12 protein-coding genes and 1 pseudogene are annotated in these 17,331 nt (G+C 48.5%); 9 read left to right on the plus strand and 4 right to left on the minus strand.

What is annotated here, in order from left to right; genetic code table 11:
• The first annotated feature begins 146 nt into the window (after positions 1-146).
• From MOMUL_RS08735 to MOMUL_RS08770, 8 genes are all read left to right on the plus strand, one after another.
• A complete protein-coding gene (locus MOMUL_RS08735) occupies positions 147-1,070 on the plus strand; it encodes a glycyl-radical enzyme activating protein (RefSeq protein ID WP_064774374.1) in 924 nt (307 codons plus the stop codon).
• 29 nt (positions 1,071-1,099) lie between these two features.
• Entirely contained in the window at positions 1,100-2,116 is a 1,017-nt protein-coding gene (locus MOMUL_RS08740; RefSeq protein WP_062284149.1) for a TAXI family TRAP transporter solute-binding subunit, read from the plus strand.
• Positions 2,117-2,452: 336 nt separating this feature from the next.
• On the plus strand, positions 2,453-4,384 hold the full coding sequence (locus MOMUL_RS08745) for a TRAP transporter permease (RefSeq protein ID WP_062284152.1): 1,932 nt from the start codon (positions 2,453-2,455) through the stop codon (positions 4,382-4,384).
• Positions 4,385-4,601: 217 nt separating this feature from the next.
• Positions 4,602-5,990, plus strand: coding sequence for an MmgE/PrpD family protein (locus MOMUL_RS08750; RefSeq protein ID WP_062284155.1), 1,389 nt, complete (start codon positions 4,602-4,604; stop codon positions 5,988-5,990).
• 95 nt (positions 5,991-6,085) lie between these two features.
• Positions 6,086-7,474 (plus strand): MmgE/PrpD family protein, encoded by a 1,389-nt coding sequence (locus MOMUL_RS08755; RefSeq protein WP_062284158.1) that lies wholly within the window; start codon positions 6,086-6,088, stop codon positions 7,472-7,474.
• 68 nt (positions 7,475-7,542) lie between these two features.
• Positions 7,543-8,388 (plus strand): fumarate hydratase, encoded by an 846-nt coding sequence (locus MOMUL_RS08760; RefSeq protein WP_062284161.1) that lies wholly within the window; start codon positions 7,543-7,545, stop codon positions 8,386-8,388.
• Between the two features lie 11 nt (positions 8,389-8,399).
• On the plus strand, positions 8,400-8,957 hold the full coding sequence (locus MOMUL_RS08765; RefSeq protein ID WP_062284164.1) for a Fe-S-containing hydro-lyase: 558 nt from the start codon (positions 8,400-8,402) through the stop codon (positions 8,955-8,957).
• Positions 8,958-8,994: 37 nt separating this feature from the next.
• A complete protein-coding gene (locus MOMUL_RS08770; protein WP_062284166.1) occupies positions 8,995-10,332 on the plus strand; it encodes an NAD(P)-dependent malic enzyme in 1,338 nt (445 codons plus the stop codon).
• Positions 10,333-10,690: 358 nt separating this feature from the next.
• Here MOMUL_RS08770 and MOMUL_RS08775 read toward each other — a convergent pair.
• Positions 10,691-11,920: pseudogene (locus tag MOMUL_RS08775) on the minus strand (IS110 family RNA-guided transposase).
• A 228-nt stretch (positions 11,921-12,148) separates the two neighbouring features.
• On the opposite strand from MOMUL_RS08775, the gene MOMUL_RS08780 reads away from it, so the two are divergent.
• Positions 12,149-13,585 (plus strand): SLC13 family permease, encoded by a 1,437-nt coding sequence (locus tag MOMUL_RS08780; RefSeq protein WP_062284169.1) that lies wholly within the window; start codon positions 12,149-12,151, stop codon positions 13,583-13,585.
• A gap of 458 nt (positions 13,586-14,043) precedes the next feature.
• On the opposite strand, the gene MOMUL_RS08785 is transcribed toward MOMUL_RS08780, so the two are convergent.
• The 3 genes from MOMUL_RS08785 to MOMUL_RS17075 all read right to left on the minus strand — a co-directional run bounded on the left by MOMUL_RS08785 (position 14,044) and on the right by MOMUL_RS17075 (position 16,715).
• On the minus strand, positions 14,044-14,646 hold the full coding sequence (locus tag MOMUL_RS08785; RefSeq protein ID WP_062284172.1) for a transposase: 603 nt from the start codon (positions 14,644-14,646) through the stop codon (positions 14,044-14,046).
• 632 nt (positions 14,647-15,278) lie between these two features.
• Complete coding sequence (locus MOMUL_RS17070; protein ID WP_201786491.1) at positions 15,279-15,845, minus strand: transposase; 567 nt, start codon at positions 15,843-15,845, stop codon at positions 15,279-15,281.
• 60 nt (positions 15,846-15,905) lie between these two features.
• Positions 15,906-16,715 (minus strand): hypothetical protein, encoded by an 810-nt coding sequence (locus MOMUL_RS17075; protein WP_062284175.1) that lies wholly within the window; start codon positions 16,713-16,715, stop codon positions 15,906-15,908.
• Positions 16,716-17,331 lie beyond the last annotated feature (616 nt).

Raw genomic sequence — 17,331 nt, forward strand, 5'->3', positions numbered from 1 at the left:
CAGGAACCCAGGGAGGTGATTCTTAGATTGTAATGTTTAGAGATTAAAAGCTTGAGCCTTGCAGGTTAGAATCCCGATTCAAGCCTGCAAGGCTCAGCAATCCTGTTTTCGGTAGACGATATTGGGCGGAAAGAGTGGTGCTGTACATGAGTGATGAGCTAAGGGGTTTGATTGCAAATATCCAGGACTATGCGGTGCATGATGGCTACGGGCTTCGAAGTTTGGTTTTTTTTAAGGGCTGCCCGCTGAAGTGTGATTGGTGCCAGAACCCGGAAACCTGGAGCCTAGATTTCGATGTCATGTATCATGAGAAATTGTGCGTCGGCTGCGGCCGTTGTGCGGAAATATGTGATGCAGGTGCGATTATTCCTGATAGCGATAAAAGGATTGATAGGAGCAAGTGCAATAATTGCATGAAATGTGTAGAAACATGCTCCACGAATGCGTTGAGCAGGGTAGGGAATTGGATGACGGTCGAGCAGGTGCTAAGAGTGGTTATGCAGTATAAGCCGTTTTACGACGGTTCAGATAGAGGAGGGGTGACGCTTTCGGGCGGCGAGGCGTTGTACCAGCCTAAGTTTGCTGTCAGCCTGCTCAAACATTGCAAGGAGGCGGGGCTCCATACCGCTCTCGAAACATGCGGTTATGCGAGCTATGAGACTTTAAAAGCAGCGGCCGAGCACCTCGATCTGGTGTTGTATGATCTAAAACACATGGACGAGTTGGCGCATAAGAGAGGTACCGGAGTATCTAATAAATTAATACGTGAAAACCTTGAAAGGCTATGCCAGGAGGAGGGGACCCCGGAAATAGTAATAAGAATACCGCTGATACCGGGATATAATGACGATGAGAAAAATATTAGAGAAACAGTTAAATATATACATTCATTAAAAATAAAAAAATTAGATCTGCTGCCATTTAATGAGCTGCCAGTGGCGAAATATAAAGCTCTGGGGATGCCGTGGAAATATATAGGGAAGAAAAGACAGGCAGATGAGCATTTAGATAGTCTTAAGGATTTAGCCCAAGCATACGGGTTGGAGGTTACTATAGGTGGATTGTGGTAAAATATGATCAAAAAGGAGGTTTATGTGAAATGCGTAAGCTTTTGAGCGGGTTGTTGCTGGTTCTAGTGATATTATCCTTGCTAGCCGGAGGCTGTGGGAAAGCTTCTGAACAGAAGGCTTCTGAGAGTGCAACTGTCAAGAAGGCTGCAGAAGAGAGCAAAGGCGTGGATAAGGATTCGGGTATCATGCTAGGGACGGCAACTACAGGAGGTTTCACCTACCTTTGGGGGACCTCGGCGGCAACGATTGTCAATAACTATAGTAAGGTTAAACTGACTCCGCAAATCACTGCCGGGTCAGGCGAGAATATAACGCGAATTTTGAAGGGTGAGATGAAATTAGGAGTAGTGGGCAATGATTGGGTAAACAAATATTATCATGGTATTGGGGTAGAAGCGGCAAAAAACTTGCGCACCATTTATCTCACCGGCCCCTCAGTCTTCCATATTATTGTGAGGGCGGATTCTCCTTACAAGAGCATTTACGATCTGAAGAACAAGAAAGTGGCGATAGGTAATAAGGGCGGCGGTACCTATGAGGCAAATAAAGAGATACTGGAAGCCCTGGGAATAGGAGAGAACGGTATTAAAGCACAGTATCTGAGCCAGAATGAATCTGTGGAAGCTCTTCGTAACAAGATGATTGATGGGTGGCTGGTGAACGCCATTGCTCCCATGTCTGGTGCTCAAGAAGCTGCTACGATGCCCGGGGGAGTACGTTTTCTGTCCGTGAGTGAGGAAGACATTCAAAAAGTGCTCAAGGCTTTACCGTACTACGAGGAAACAATACTTAAAGCCGGTACTTACGCGGGCTTGGACAACGATATTCGGTGTTTCGGTCGGCGGTACACGCTTTTGGCTACAGAGGATTTTCCGGAAGGTCAAGCTTATGAAATAGCCAAAGCCCTTCATGAAAATTACGATGAATGGATAAAAGTGCTTTCCAGCGTCAAGGGGTCCACCTTAGAAGACACTGTTAAGCGAGCTATAGCTCCTCTGCATCCTGGGGTTGAAAAGTATGCGCGGGAGGTAGGGATACTGAAATAAATTTGGTTTAGCAAGGTTGGTGTAGTTACTGAAACAAGGGAGGACAGGTTGAGAAGGGGCTCGATACCAGCATAATGATTAAATTTTACTAGGTTAATGCCTGTCTTCCCTTTTTTTGCATGTGTTAACGTGTGCCAGTAAGCCAGAGAGCGGTAGGCTTATACAAAAAATTACGTAGGTTTTCGCAAAAACCCAGAAAACCCCAGGAAAAAGCAGGGAACAATAATTGTAGACCAGTTGCATAAACAGCCCCCCCAGAATAATTTGCCAAAATTATATCACTTTCGCTTGGGAGTTTAGAACATACACATTACAAGGAAAGAGGGGTTGTTATTCATGGATAAAATAGTCAAGTTTTTGATAGTAATTTTAGGATTTGCTCTCAGCGCTTTTCAAGTTTATACCGCCGCTACCATGCCTTTTACAGCAATGATCCAGCGAAGCGTTCATCTCGGTTTGGGTATGGCACTGGTATTCCTGGTGTATCCAGTTGCCAAGAGGAAAGAGGGGATTGGTTCTCTTGCTGGGCAGGTTTTAGATTTAATGCTAATGCTGCTGGCATTAATATCCTGCTTGTATGTAAGCGTTAACTGGGAGGCGTTGTCCGAGCCGGAGAGGCTTTCAAATCCAACTATATGGGATATGTGTTTCGGCGTGATAGCTTTCCTGTTGGTGCTGGAAGGCACCAGGCGTGTCGCTGGCCCCGCCCTTCCTATCATCGCTCTCGTTGCATTACTCTATATTTTTACAGGTCCCTGGATGCCCGGAGAGTTGAAGCATCCGGGTGCATCGCTCCAAAATGTTATATCATTAGGTTATATGTTTAATGAAGGTATTTTCGGGTCTCCCATCGAGGCTTCAGCAAGTATGGTGTTTATCTTTATTCTGTTTGGCCAGTTCCTGCAATCCTTAAGAGGAAGCGACTTCTTTTTAACACTTGCCAACTCCTTAGTGGGAACCCTGCGGGGAGGACCTGCCAAAGTGGCGATTTTTGCCAGCGGCTTTTTTGGCAGCATAAGCGGCAGCGCCGTTGCCAATGTGGTGGGCACGGGGTCAGTGACCATTCCTTTAATGAAGAGGGTGGGTTACAAACCGGAGTTTGCCGGGGCAGTAGAATCGGTGGCTTCTACAGGCGGTTTAATTATGCCGCCTGTTATGGGCGCTGCAGCCTTTATTATGGCGGAAATTGTTGGTATAAGCTACTGGTCGATTGTGGTTGCTGCTATAATACCGGCCCTTCTTTACTATGTGGGACTTTATATAGCCGTAGACTTGCGGGCGAGGAGAAGGCAATTGTCCGGTTTGCCGAGAGAAGACGTGCCCCGCTTCGGCGAGGTTCTAAGGCAGAATGGGTGGGTTTATATAACGCCACTTGCTGTACTGGTTTTATTGCTAGGGATTTATCAATATTCTCCAGCAAGGGCGTGTTTCTGGAGCATAGTAATACTAATCTCCCTGTGTAGCGTAAAGAGGGAATTAAGGCCGCTTTTGAAGGGGGCACTAGATATCTTTACTCAAGCTGCGAAGAACGCCCTGGTAGTAATTATGGCATGTGCCTGCGCCGGTCTTGTGTTGCTCATGTTCCAGGTAACGGGCTTAGGTTTAAAATTTTCGTCGATTTTAATCGCGCTTGCAGGGGAAAATCTTCTTTTGTTAATGTTTTTAGTTATGACTGCCTCATTGATTTTGGGCATGGGCCTGCCGGCTACTGCCTGCTATATTATATTGGCCCTTCTAGCGGCTCCTGCTATTGTCGAACTGGGCGGTGAGGTTATGGCAGCACACCTGTTTGTCATGTATTTCGGGGCCCTGTCGGCCATTACCCCGCCGGTATGCCTGGCTGCCTATGCGGCAAGCGGAATATCCGGAGCTTCGCCTATGCGTACCGGTTTTGTGGCCTGGCGGATTGCTCTGCCGATTTTCCTGGTCGCGTATTGTTTTGTGTTACAGCCAGAATTGCTTATGATTGGAAAACCATTAGACATTGTAATTGTATCTGTTTCGTGCCTTGCCGGTGTAGCTGCTATGGCTGTGGGCCTCGAGGGATACTGGCTTGCAGAAATAGGGATCGCCAGGAGGCTGCTGTGGATAATCGCAGGAGCACTATTAATCTGGCCCAATCACTACTTGACTGTTGGCGGCGTTTTATTGGTCTTAATATGCGTGATGTGCGATCCGCAGGTAACTCAAAAATTGAGGAAGATGTTGAACATACCTCTAGTTGGCGAGAGCAGGACAGAAGCGATAAAAAAGTCGCTTGAAGATTAGATTTAGTTGGAGAAGGTCGTTATTCCCCTTGCGTGGGGAAAGCCTGCCCAGGAGCCAAGTTTTGGTGGAAGCGGCTGCGACACAAACGGTTATTCCTTTGGGAGTACAGATTAAGAGAAGGTGTTGCTGTTAAGGGCGCTCCAGGAAGCAAAAGGCCCGCTTGGTGGGGAGAAAAATTATGGCAGACAAAATACTATAATTTACCATAGGGGGTTGAATGGAATTGAGGCACACGAGTTCGCTTTCTGAGGTAATTGCTGATTTTGTCATGAATTTCAATCCTGCTGAAGTACCGCAGGGAGTTCGAAACCATGCAAAGTTACTGTTTATTGACGCTCTGGGGGTGGCAATTGCCGCTTATAATTTAAATCACGCGCATGTTGTGAGAAAGGTAGCAAAATCTTTTAATAAGAGCGGGGAAAGTACATTGTGGGGCACCAGACAGAAAGTCAGTGCGCCAGATGCGGTTTTGGCCAACGGGGCTTTGATTCACGGCTTAGATTTTGATGATACTCATGTCGCGGCTATTGTTCATCCCAGCGCTTGTATCGTTCCTACAGCCTTTGCGATAGGAGAGTCAGTGGGTGCCGGCGGGGACGATATTTTAATGGCGGCCATTTGCGGGTATGAAATAATGATAAGATTGGGATTGGCGGCGCAAGGTGGCTTTCACGACCGGGGATATCATGCCACAGGCGTGCTGGGGGCCTTTGCTTCAGCTTGCGTAGCCGCTAGGCTTTTAAAGGTGCCGTGTGAGGTGCTGGTAAATGCCCTGGGTATTTGCGGCAGCCAAGCTGCTGCTTTACAGGAATTTCTTCACGACGGCTCCTGGGTAAAAAAATTGCATCCAGGTTGGGCCAGCCACAGTGCAATATATGCATTAAACCTCGCAAGAGAAGGCTTTACTGGCCCACGCGAGGTTTTTGAAGGGGGGTTTGGATTGTGGTCAACGCATCTGGGCTTTAACGAGGGGATAAAAGATTATTTTGCCGATTTAGGAAATAAGTGGCGGACGGAGGAGATTTCTGTAAAGCTATATCCGTGTTGCCATTACCTCCATTCCTTCATAGACTGCATTTTATACCTGCAAAGCGCGCATAAGTTTACTTATAAAGAGATAGAGCGGGTAGAATGCCGCATAGACCCGCGTGGGTTCAAAATCGTCTGCGACCCCATTAGTGTCAAGAGGAGACCGACTACTGATTATGCTATGCGTTTTAGCCTGCCGTTTGCGGTTGCCATGGCCCTGTTTAGAGGCAGGGTGGGCCCCCAGGAATTCGATGCGAAGTATGCCGGCGAACAGGTTGTGCTGGATTTAATGGACAAGGTAGAGTGCGTGGCAGATTCTGGGGCCGAGAGGCCAGGTCATTTTCCGGGGTGGGTAAAAGTATTCCTTTCCGACGGTGCTGTTTATGAACATATACAAAAATATGAGCGTGGGTGCAAAGAATGCCCTATTAGCGAAACCGACGTGATCCAAAAATTTGAGATCAATGCGAGTATTCATTTGAGCCAGGACAGGATAGAGAGGATGCTGCAAGACATAAGGCGCATAGAGGAACTTGACGGCATTGAACCCATACTGGAGAAGATGACTATATCTTGACGGTAAATGTTATGAACAAGATTTGAATTAAACGATTAACGTTTTAAGTGCTATGATGGCTGGTTTAGTAATGCTATACGAAAGGAGAAAGAAAGATGAGTGATTATAAGTACCCCACACCTAGCCTAGAACTGGCCCGTTTTGTCTGTTCGCTTCGGTATGACAGCCTTCCGGTTCAAGTTGTAGACAAGATTAAAAGTATTTTATTGGACGGGATCGCCTGCGGGTGCTATGGCCGCACTAAGCCTTGGGGCAAAATGGTTTATGAATTTGTGCAGGAACTAGGAGGAAAAGAAGAGGCCACGTTGTGGTTGACTGATTTCAAGGGACCGGCAGTAAATGTTGCGTTAGCGTTGGGTACCGCGATCCATGCGTTTGATTATGACGACTATCATAAATCCAAACTCCATCCCGCCTCTGTAATTATCCCTGCAGCTTTAACTATGGCCGAGAGAGAAGGGGGAGTCACGACCCGGCAGTTTCTCGTAGCTCTAGTGGCTGGGTATGAGGTAATGATCAGGGTGGGGCTTTCGGTAAATCCTGGGGTTTCCAGACTAAAAGGGTGGCACTTAACAGGTACTTGCGGGGTTTTCGGCTCTGCAGCGGCAGCAGGCAAGATCCTGGGGCTTGATGAGGAGCAAATGGCATGGGCTCTCGGCATCGCGGGCACCCAGGCTAGTGGGCTCTGGGCCTTTAACTATGATGGCGCAATGACTAAGCGTTTACATCCCGGGCGGGCAAGCCAGAGTGGCATAATGGCTGCAATATTAGCCAAGAAAGGTTTTACTGGTCCCATAAGAATTCTTGATGCCGAGGACGGCGGTTTTTGGCGGGCTACTTCCGATAAGCCTGTTCCCGAAAAATTGTTGCAAGCTATTGGGAAAAAGTTTGAATGCGCGGATACCTGTATTAAGCCGTATGCCAGTTGCGGGAGCAACCATGCGGCCATTGACGCTGTACGTGCCATTATGGCCAACCAGCATGTGGCGGTTACCGATATAGAGAAAATAATTGTATTCACAAGCCGGGTAATTAAAACGCAGACCGGCTTCGATTACTTGCCCGCTACGGTTTTACAGGCGCAGATGAGTTTGAAGTATGCAGTAAGTGCGGCAATAATGTTTGGTAATGTCCTACCCGAGCACATGGAAGAGAAATGCTTCGGTCACCCTGATATGCGTCGACTTATGGAGAAAGTCGAGATTGTAGTGGATCCGGAAATGGATAGCCTTTATCCTGAGCATTTTTGCAGCAAGGTTTTAATGATTACTAAGGATGGCAAGCGTTATCAGGTCAGGATTAATGACCCCCTAGGTAGCGAGGAGCGGCCCCTAAAATGGGACGATGTGGTTAACAAAGCCTCAAACTTGCTGCGGGGAATCATGGCCGAAAGTCATTTTAACAAACTAGTAGAAGGCATAAAGAACTTGGCGCGGGCGGAAGATGAAGATATCGGCGCGATTTGTAAGTTATTAAAGATATAGCCAGATAGGGAGGAAATAAGGCGCGAGAGCCGCCCGGACCTTTCAATATTAAGAAAGGAGCAAATCCCATGCCCAAAACCATTACCTGCAGCCAGATAACTGCAGCCGTGGAGAAACTCTGCCGGGAGGCCAACTATTACCTGGGAGAAGACGTGCGCCAAGCCCTGGAAAAGGCCCTGGCTAGTGAGGTCTCACCCCCCGGTAAAGAAGTCTTAAAACAACTCCTGGAGAATGCCACCATCGCTGCAACCGAGGAAGTGCCCATCTGCCAGGATACCGGCGTAGCCGTAATCTTCCTGGAACTGGGTCAGGATGTCCGGATTGAAGGCGGTTACCTTTACGATGCCATCAATGCCGGGGTCGCCCGTGGGTACACCGGTGGCTACCTGCGTAAATCCATGGTTTACCCACCGATAGACGGCAAGAACAGCGGCGATAACACGCCGGCGATAATCCACACCAAGATCGTACCCGGCGATCACCTGACTATAACCGTTGCCCCTAAAGGGGGCGGCAGCGAGAATATGAGCGCAGTTGGTATGCTTACCCCGGCTGCCGGGTACGAGGGGGTGAAAAAATTTGTCATCGATACCGTAAAAAAGGCCGGACCCAATCCATGCCCGCCCATTGTTGTGGGAGTAGGTATTGGTGGCAACTTTGAAAAATGCGCCCTGCTGGCCAAGGAAGCTCTCCTGCGGCCCCTGGGCCAGCCTCATCCCCGCGAGGAAATAGCTGCCCTGGAAAAAGAGATCCTGGAGGCCATTAATTGCCTGGGGATAGGGCCCCAGGGCTTTGGCGGCCGGGTAACCGCTCTGGCGGTACATATAGAAATTTTTGCCCGGCACATTGCCAGCTTCCCTGTGGCCGTTAACATCCAGTGCCATGCCGCCCGCCACAAAAGCGTTACCCTGTAGGAGGTGAAAAAATGGCTACCAAATACATCCGTACCCCCTTGACCGATGCTGAGGTCAGCGATCTCCGGGCCGGCGATCAGGTATTCATCAGCGGGGTTATTTACGCCGCCAGGGACACGGCCCATAAGCGGTTAATCGCCCTCCTCGATGAGGGCGCCGCGCTGCCCGTGGATCTTAAGGGGCAGGTTATTTACTACGTCGGCCCGGCGCCGGCCAAACCAGGCCAGGCCATTGGCTCTGCCGGGCCCACCACCAGCGGCCGCATGGACCCCTATACGCCCCGCCTGATAGTCGAAGCTGGCCTTAAAGGAATGATTGGCAAGGGTTCGCGTTCGCCGGAAGTAAAAAAGGCGATGGTAGAGCATAAGGCCGTTTACCTGGCCGCTGTAGGGGGGGCTGGAGCCCTGATTGCCAGAAGTATCAAGAAAGCTGAGGTAGTAGCCTACCCCGAGCTAGGGCCCGAAGCCATCATGGCCCTGGAGGTGGAAAACTTCCCGGCAACCGTCGTCAACGACTGCTATGGTGCTGATCTCTACGAAGAAGCCATAGCCAGATACGCCTGTAAATAACACCAATAAATAATATCAAAAGGAGGAATACGACAAAATGCTGACTAAAGAAGAACTCCTGGCTAAAGCCAAAAAACCGGCTGAAGACGCCATGAAACTCCACCCCTTTTACCGCGGTAAAATGCAGACCCTGCCCCGCTGTGCCATACGCAAGCTGGACGACTTCGCCATCTGGTACACCCCTGGGGTAGCCGAACCCTGCAAAGCCATCAACAAAAACAAAGAACTCGTTTACGAGTATACCAGCAAATGGAATACGGTGGCCGTTGTTTCCGATGGCACCAGGGTTCTGGGTCTGGGAGATATCGGCCCCGAGGCAGCCATGCCGGTTATGGAAGGCAAGGCTCTTATATTCAAGTACCTGGGTGGCGTAGATGCCGTGCCTATTTGCCTGGATACCAAAGACCCGGAAGCGATTATCCAAACGGTAAAATACCTCCAGCCTTCCTTCGGCGGCATTAACCTGGAGGACATTTCCCAGCCCAAATGTTTTGGTATCCTGGATCGCCTGCGCCAGGAAATGGAGATTCCTGTCTGGCACGACGACCAGCAGGGGACGGCAGCCGTCACCCTGGCCGGCCTGATTAACGCCCTCAAACTGGTAGGCAAAAAAATGTCAGAAGTCAAAATAGCTCTAATCGGTGCCGGGGCGGCCAACATCCGCATTGCCCACGTGCTTATCAAAGCCGGGGTTACCCCGGGCAACATTTACATGACCGACAGCAAGGGCATCCTCAATCCCTCGCGTACCGAACTCCAAGAAACCCACCGGGAAAAATGGGAGATGTGCACGTTAACCAATGCCGAAGGCCGGGAAGGGGGTATTGCGGAAGCCATGCGGGGTACAGACGCAGTTATCGCCCTCTCCCAGCCCGGCCCCGACGTTATCAAGAAAGAATGGATTAGTTCCATGGCTGAAGAAGCCATTGTCTTTGCCTGCGCCAACCCCATCCCCGAAATCTGGCCCTGGGAAGCTAAAGAAGCCGGGGCCAGGATTGTAGCCACCGGCCGTTCCGACTTCCCCAACCAGGTGAATAATTCATTGGGGTTCCCCGCCATCTTCCGCGGTGCCCTTGACGTCAGGGCTAAGACCATTACCGATGAAATGTGCATTGCTGCCGCCTATGAACTGGCTAAATACGCCGAGGATAAAGGCCTGCTTGCCGACGATTACCTGCTGCCCACCATGGACGAGTGGGAGGTCTACCCCCGGGAAGCGGCCGCCGTGGGGGCAAAAGCCGTAGAACAGGGGGTAGCCAGGATAAACCGTAGTTATGAAGAACTCTACGACCTGGCGTCAAATATAATCCAGGATGCCCAGGAAATGACCCGCTTGCTGATGAAACAGGGGTATATCCCGGAAGTACCAGAGTAAGCTACAGTAAAATATAACATCTGGCAGAAAAAATCATTTTAACGCCAGGATTTTTTCATCGTCCTGGCTTTTTTCTATGAGGTATCTCCCATTTCCCGAGAGGAACTCACTCCTTATGATATCCTCGTACATCACCCGGATTAGTCGCCCCACCAACGGTGGGCGAGGCAGGGCTTTGATAGTTATAGGACTGGAATGATATCCTCTTTTTTAGCAGTATATAGTAAGAAAATACCCCAAATCAAATGATCTTTGCCAGCTGAGTATGCCTGCCAGGCAGGGTGTAAAAAGGCAATAACAAGCTAGCAGATGCATGAACTTGCATCAGCCGGGTTAATCCTTCTGGAGAATATAACTGTTAAACGACCTGGGTGACTTCCCCTACCTCGAGACCCAGCTTCCGGGCCTCAGCAATAATTTTTTAACCCGAAATCTTTCCTGCTTCTGTTTTGCTTTTTCAAATGAAGTCTCGTCGTAATCTGCATCGTTTTTTAATAAATTGTAAATGATTACAAGGAGCTTTCTGGCTAGAGCGACAAGGGCTTTCTTGGCCCCGCGGCGTTGCTTGACCTTCCAGTACCAGGACGATAAATAGCTGTCGCGTACTCGGGTGATGCACCAAGCAACTTCGCAGAGGATCCGCTTTAGATAGGTGTTACCGTGGGTGGTGCGAGTGGACTTTTTTTTCCTGCACTTTCATTATTGCCGGGACTTAAGCCCGCCCAGGAACAGATATGTTCCGCAGTTTTAAAGCGGCTCATATCAATGCCGATTTCCGCCAGAATAGCGGCAGCAGCGGTTTTGTCAATCCCCGGGATGCCGTCCAGTTGCTCCAGTTGTCTTTGGTATTGACCCAATTTTTCCTCCAGCTTTTGCTCTACCTGGTGAAGATGCTCGTAGTGCTGATCCAGCCAGCCCAGCAAAAGCTTGAGGAATTCCCTTTGGTGAATATCCATTTTACCATTGACAGCCTGTTTGATTTCCTGGAGCTTGCTCTTGGCACGCCCTTTTACAAAAGTCTCTACTTCCCGGGCGGATATCTTCCCGTGACGGCAAAGGTGGTCCATAATCGCCCGGCCCGATACCCCGAAGATATCTGTGAGGAAGGTGGAGAGCTTGAAACCGCAGCTTTGTAAGTACTTTTCGATCCGGTTTTTCTGCGACGCAATCTCTTCGATAATACTTTTGCGGTACCGGGTCAGATTACGGAGTTCCCGGATAGGTTTAGAGGGAATAAAACTTCCTTCCAACAATCCGGCGCGCAAAAGGGTGGCTATCCATTCAGCGTCCTTCATATCGGTCTTTTTACCGGGAACGTTTTTCATGTGCCGGGCGTTGGCAACAATCAAAACCATACTGCCGTCAAAGGCTTCTTCTAGTACGTTATATACAGGCTGCAATAAACCCCAGTGCTTTCCATGGCCACATGCCGGCAGTTCTCCGCTTCCAGCCAGGCTTTCAGTTCATCAAGTCCGGCAAGAAGGGTGGAAAAGGTGCGGATGGTTTTAGCCGGCTCCCTGCCAACATTGCCTTTTAATAGGCAGGCGACGACAGTTTCCTTGTCGAGACCGCAACAGGTTTCTAGGATGTCTTACATGAGCTTCCTCCTGCCTCATTGGATTTCAGGATGATTGCCCGAGAAAATATGGAGTTTAGTACCCGTGCTGTTTCCAAGTCTAAAAACAAGGTGCGACAATTGATAATTGATGCAGAAGGCTTAGTATGCCCTGTTGGACTTCATTTTAAAAAATAAAAATCTAAGAGAGCAGGAGATTTAACAAGCTAGAAGCAAATTATTGAGATAGGAGGGATATACGTGTATATAACCAGGTTGAACGTTGCTTTACATAAAGGCCTTCAGGGGCGCAACCTGTTGATTTTGATGCTGGGGATTGGCCTGGTGGGTATTAACTATCTACCTTTACCCCCTGGCCTGACCATTAACGGCTTACGGGTACTGGTTGTTTTACTTCTGGCAGTAACCCTATGGGTGACGGAGATAATTCATCCCGCCGTAACGGCGATGGTAATAATTGTTGTTCTACCATTAATGCAAGTTATCACTTTTGAAAAATCCCTGGCAGGGTTCGCCGACACCTCCATGGCGCTGCTGGTTGCTATTTATATTTTAACGGGGGCCATGGTAAAAAGCGGCTTGGACCGGCGCTTGGCATTTCTTTTATTGAGCTTATCCCAGGGTAAAATCAAGGAAAATCTTTTAATGATTGCCCTTACAGTAATAGCTTTTACTTTTCTGGTACCTACTTCTGCCGGCCGGGCGGCGCTAATGGTACCCATCTGTCGGGGGATGGCTAGTTCCATGGGGTTAAAACCTGGGTCCAATATTGGTAAAGCCATGTTCCTGATCGTGTCCTTCACTTCCCTGATTTTTTCCAGTTCTTTGCTGACAGGGTCCCTGTCAATGATTTATGCCATGAGCCTATTTCAGCGCGTTGGTGGCTATTCTTGGAATTACCTGCACTGGATGGCGATGATGTTACCCGGGTCGTTAATAACTACTTTCCTGGTCTGGCTCCTTCTTTTAAAAGTATTCCCCCCCGAAGTACACCAGATAAGTAAAGGGCGTCAATATATCCGAGAACAGCTCGTACAGTTGGGAACAATGACAACGGAGGAAAAGAAGGTCGGGTTACTCTTCTTTGGAATGCTTATACTCTGGATAACCAGTTATTGGCATCATCTGCCAGTGGCCTTAGTTGCAGTACTGGCGGCGACCTTAACCTTTTTCCCCGGTTTTAACCTTCAATCCTGGAAAGAAGCCATGCTCGAAGTGGATTGGGGAACGGTTATTCTCTTTGGGGGAAGTTTATCCCTCGCCTCGGCCCTCAAGGAAACGGGGGCTATGGACTGGCTGGCGACCCTTGCATTTGGTAATATTCGGACTAACAGTGTAATGCTTCTGGGTCTAACAATTATGGTTATTTGCATTATTATCCGTTTGGGGTTTAATAGCGTTCTGGGCGCCAGTACAGTTATTTTACCAATGGTAATGGCTACGGCTACCAACCTGAAGTTAAACCCCATATGGTTAGGGATGATTGGGGTGGTAGGAAGTGAACTGTGTATGTTTTTACCCACCCAGTCGCCGACCCTGCTAGCAACTTATGGCGCTGGATTCTATACCACAAGGGATACGTTAAGGGCTGGTAGCCTGACTACTTTCCTGCTAATGGCCGTAACTTTAATAATGGCCTATTTTTACTGGCCGTTACTGGGAATTAACCCCAGATAGTTAGTCGGCAAAAAAACAATGAAATGGAGGGAGGTGTTATGAGTACGAGTTTTGCGGGCTCAAGAATAGCCTCTGTCACTAACGTTGCATATAAAAATATTAACTTGTAAAGGGCTATTGCACCCTAAAATCCGCCAAAATCCTAAAATATCCTTTCCTTGCAAGAAAAAACTCCTTATAATAGAGAAAAGGATCGTATACACACAGAAAACCCAAGGTAAAAACAGGGAACAACCTAATTAGAAGGAAGTGATGCCAAAAAGAACAAGAGATGCTGGGTGAACAAATTAGAGAGACTACCGTAGCAACAAAAATAAACCTGAAATCGGCAAGTAAAAATTTGTATGAAGAAGAAACGTACCAAAACCCTGTTAATATACCATTGATTACCAGGAATTAATAAGAATCACCTTTTCAATCACTCCCTTGAAGAACGGTAGCCTGAAAAATGGGTAGCATCATCCAACCCCTGCTTGCCAGGGATTTTTAAGAAAGTAGTGCTTACTGTTAGTAGCTAAACGGTTGAGGTAAGCAATGACTTTTTGCAGTCCCCCACGCAAAGGGGCCTTGCAGACATACAAATAGGTTCGTTCCTCGAAGTAATCGAAGTTTTTTTCGTCAAAGAAGCCTTTATCCAGGCGTACCCCCTTTAAAACGTAATTCCTTGGCAATCTCTGTTCCGTATCCTGAAAGAAGTTTAGAAAACCACCGTTGCTATGGATTTTACCATTATAGGCCTTGAGATTAAGCAGTTCAGCGGTTTCGGCTATAAAGGCGACTTTAGCCTTCAGGGAAGGGCGGCCATGATAGCGGGGATTGTCGCCTATCGTACCGCCTTCCTGGGAACCATGCAAGGTGATAACTGTGTCGTCAATATCTAACCATATCTCCCTGGGTGGTACTGTTTTAGAGCGCATTTCCCGTAGCTGCTGATCAATAGAGCGTAGCTCTTCCAGGGAATTTTCCTGCATGGCAGCCAAAAGGCGCCTGAAACCTGTTTCTTCAGGGAAATCACCAATTCCCTTGATTTTAGCGTAACCCTGTTCATTCCTTATACACATTCCTTATACACTGCGTATGTTCAAAGCGGGATAACCCTAATATCTGGGCATCGATCAGGAAATCCAGCATTTCCGGGGGTTGAAATTTACTGTTAGGCGCTTTGCGCATCGTTAAGGTATTGCGGATTATCTTCTTAAAACCTATAATAGCCTGCTTAAAGGCTTCAATCAGACCAAAATTAGCAAATCTGGTGACTGTATGGTTATCAAAGGTTGTTGGCAGGTTATAACGGCTAATTTTCTTCTGTAATCGACGTTTCTCAAGCTCAATCTTTCTTCTTTCACTTCTCGTAGGCTCTCGAAAACCTCTAGAAAACCCCAGGTAAAAGCAGGGAGATAACCAATCAAAGGGAAGTGATGCCAAAAAAATACAAGGTATGCCGGACGAATGAAATAACGAGGTCTCCTTAATAACAAAAATGAACCATAAATGTTAAATAGAGGGATAAGAGACACAAAAAAGGAAACAACAACGCTAACCCCTAAAAATGAGTACATTTCCAGGGATTTCATGGAAAAGTGGGGGCTTAAATGACTAAAATACTAAGCCGCCTGGGGCTGGCCCAGCACCTCAGCCCAGATGTCCAAGCCTTGAGATGAGGTCTCGTCAATCCAGGCATCCAGGTGCTGGTTTATAGCCGCGAGGTAGCTGCGCCAGAACCAGGCCTCCTTCTCCTCACGCGGCAACGTTCCAGCTCATAATCCACCTTGGCCCGCTTAAAAGAACGCTCGGAGGCGGAACGGTTGGCGTAGACTTTCTTCCAGGTCAAAGAGTTGCGTGGCGTTTGCGTAAAGAGGCGCAGGTCATCATGAGGCTTAGTATAAACAGTACGGCCGTAAGGCGAAGATGAGCAAGGGCCGGGACAATTAATCTCCCGTTTAAGCCGCTTGCTGCCAGCGACCAAAGGGCAACGCCACTTAATTCGCGAACGCTTTTTATCAAAGCCGTTGTAGACCATAAGATGACCAGCCGGGCAGAGCGGGATGCCGAATTTATTAACCTCCAGGGAAGGCATATGACGAAAATGAGCATGGTTTTTAGGGTTGAGGTCAATAAAAGGTTCAATCTCCCAGGCCTGATGCAGGCGGTAGAAGTCATAGACATCATAGGCGGCATCCCATAAAGCCTTAGCAATCTTTAAGGTAAGGAAAAAGCTCTCTAAACTGAGCCAGGGCCACCACCCCCAGGACCGAATCATGGCGGCGGGCCTGGGCCAGAGAAACAAAAAGAGGTAACTCATAACGGCTATCTGCAGCGGTTAACTCATAAAGAGTATAACCGTAGTAATAAACACCCCGATACCTGTCCCAACCGAAAGGATAGCGTCGGGGTCCGGGTAACGGCGGGGACAAGCACAGCGGAAGATTCCCTGTTCGCGGCAATGGCAGACTTTGACGCCGGCCGGGCTGGAGCCCGTGCGCAAAGGCGAACCATCCCCGGCGATCATTAAAGCCTCAGAGTCAGGGATAAGTCCCAAGGACACCGAGCGGTCCACGCAGCAGCGGGCGAAGATGTATTGGATCAACCTCTCCGGGCTGCGGCTAAAGGACTGGCCCTTAATAGCCCGCTTAACCAACCTCCCCACGACACCTAGGTGTTTTGGGGCCAGCTTCTGACCAGACTTAGGCTTATCCTTAGGTTTTGCCAAAAAAGGACGCAGCTTCAAGCGCCAGCTATGGATAATCACCCTATCCTCCAGCCAACAGCGGTGGAAGAAATCATAAAAAGTACCAACGCCAGGCGTCTTATGCGGCTCAAAACCCGAAAGGATAGCCAGGAGCTTATCCCGTCGCAGCATTACTACCCACTGCGAAACACCAGGGACCTTCAAACTGGTCATCAAGACCAAAGAACGCAGCAAATCAACCGGGTCAAACTCAGCCGGGCGGCCATAAGCAGAATAACGAGACAGCAAGAAAGGAATGGCCGGGTCCAGATTAAGGATCCAGACCTTGGCCAGCTGGGTGGAGAAAGACAACAACCTTTCCGGCTCTGCAAGAGCCAGGGAAGGCAGTCTTTCCCTCAGGAACTGTTGGAAATTAGAGTGGCGACGACAGGTAATGAGCATAAACAAAACACCACCTCAAATAGGGTATTGAAAAATACTTCCACCCCAATTTTGGTGGCATTTTGGAAAAGTCAAGGGCAAAATTTGGTCGTAATGGATGGATTTAGAAGCAATACAACCTAAATCGCACACGTACTAACTCAAACACCTATTTTCGGCACTTATTTATCCCTATACCCCATAGGGGATGGGGAGAAAAAAATAAAAGCCCTTCATGAAGGGCTTGAGTACCAACGTTTGGGAGTTTCCGAGAACGTACTGTGGTATAACAGGGGGTGAAAAAACATCAAAATGAGGTACCGCACCCATGCCCTCATATCGTAGCAAGACCGGGACGCGGGTACTGGAGCAGAACTGGTGTTCAAGTTTGTTTCTGAAAGAGTAGTATTTAACCAATTGCACGGGTGAGGAGTAAGGTCGCTTACCATGGTGAAAAAAGGCGGGAAATACTAGGATAATGTTCTGATTTTTTGTCCTTATATCCCAGTGAGGAGGCTTATTAAATAATGCGCTGTGCTCAATGTGGAGTTTATGCCTGTAGGACGGGGAAACTGGAGCGATTACCGGCTAATTGTCCCATGCAGGAGAACGAAGCCATTTACCAGGAAGCCAGGGC

The sequence above is a fragment of the Moorella mulderi DSM 14980 genome (assembly GCF_001594015.1).
Taxonomy (GTDB): domain Bacteria; phylum Bacillota; class DSM-521; order Neomoorellales; family Neomoorellaceae; genus Neomoorella; species Neomoorella mulderi.

Bases quoted from the DNA above. Each gene is read 5' to 3' on its own strand.
- MOMUL_RS08735 (WP_064774374.1), top strand. From the start codon at position 147: ATGAGTGATGAGCTAAGGGGTTTGATTGCAAATATCCAGGACTATGCG.
- MOMUL_RS17075 (WP_062284175.1), bottom strand. From the start codon at position 16,715: ATGCTCATTACCTGTCGTCGCCACTCTAATTTCCAACAGTTCCTGAGG.
- MOMUL_RS08760 (WP_062284161.1), top strand. From the start codon at position 7,543: ATGCCCAAAACCATTACCTGCAGCCAGATAACTGCAGCCGTGGAGAAA.
- MOMUL_RS17070 (WP_201786491.1), bottom strand. From the start codon at position 15,845: ATGATTCGGTCCTGGGGGTGGTGGCCCTGGCTCAGTTTAGAGAGCTTT.
- MOMUL_RS08785 (WP_062284172.1), bottom strand. From the start codon at position 14,646: ATGTGTATAAGGAATGAACAGGGTTACGCTAAAATCAAGGGAATTGGT.
- MOMUL_RS08745 (WP_062284152.1), top strand. From the start codon at position 2,453: ATGGATAAAATAGTCAAGTTTTTGATAGTAATTTTAGGATTTGCTCTC.
- MOMUL_RS08750 (WP_062284155.1), top strand. From the start codon at position 4,602: ATGGAATTGAGGCACACGAGTTCGCTTTCTGAGGTAATTGCTGATTTT.
- MOMUL_RS08740 (WP_062284149.1), top strand. From the start codon at position 1,100: ATGCGTAAGCTTTTGAGCGGGTTGTTGCTGGTTCTAGTGATATTATCC.
- MOMUL_RS08765 (WP_062284164.1), top strand. From the start codon at position 8,400: ATGGCTACCAAATACATCCGTACCCCCTTGACCGATGCTGAGGTCAGC.
- MOMUL_RS08770 (WP_062284166.1), top strand. From the start codon at position 8,995: ATGCTGACTAAAGAAGAACTCCTGGCTAAAGCCAAAAAACCGGCTGAA.
- MOMUL_RS08755 (WP_062284158.1), top strand. From the start codon at position 6,086: ATGAGTGATTATAAGTACCCCACACCTAGCCTAGAACTGGCCCGTTTT.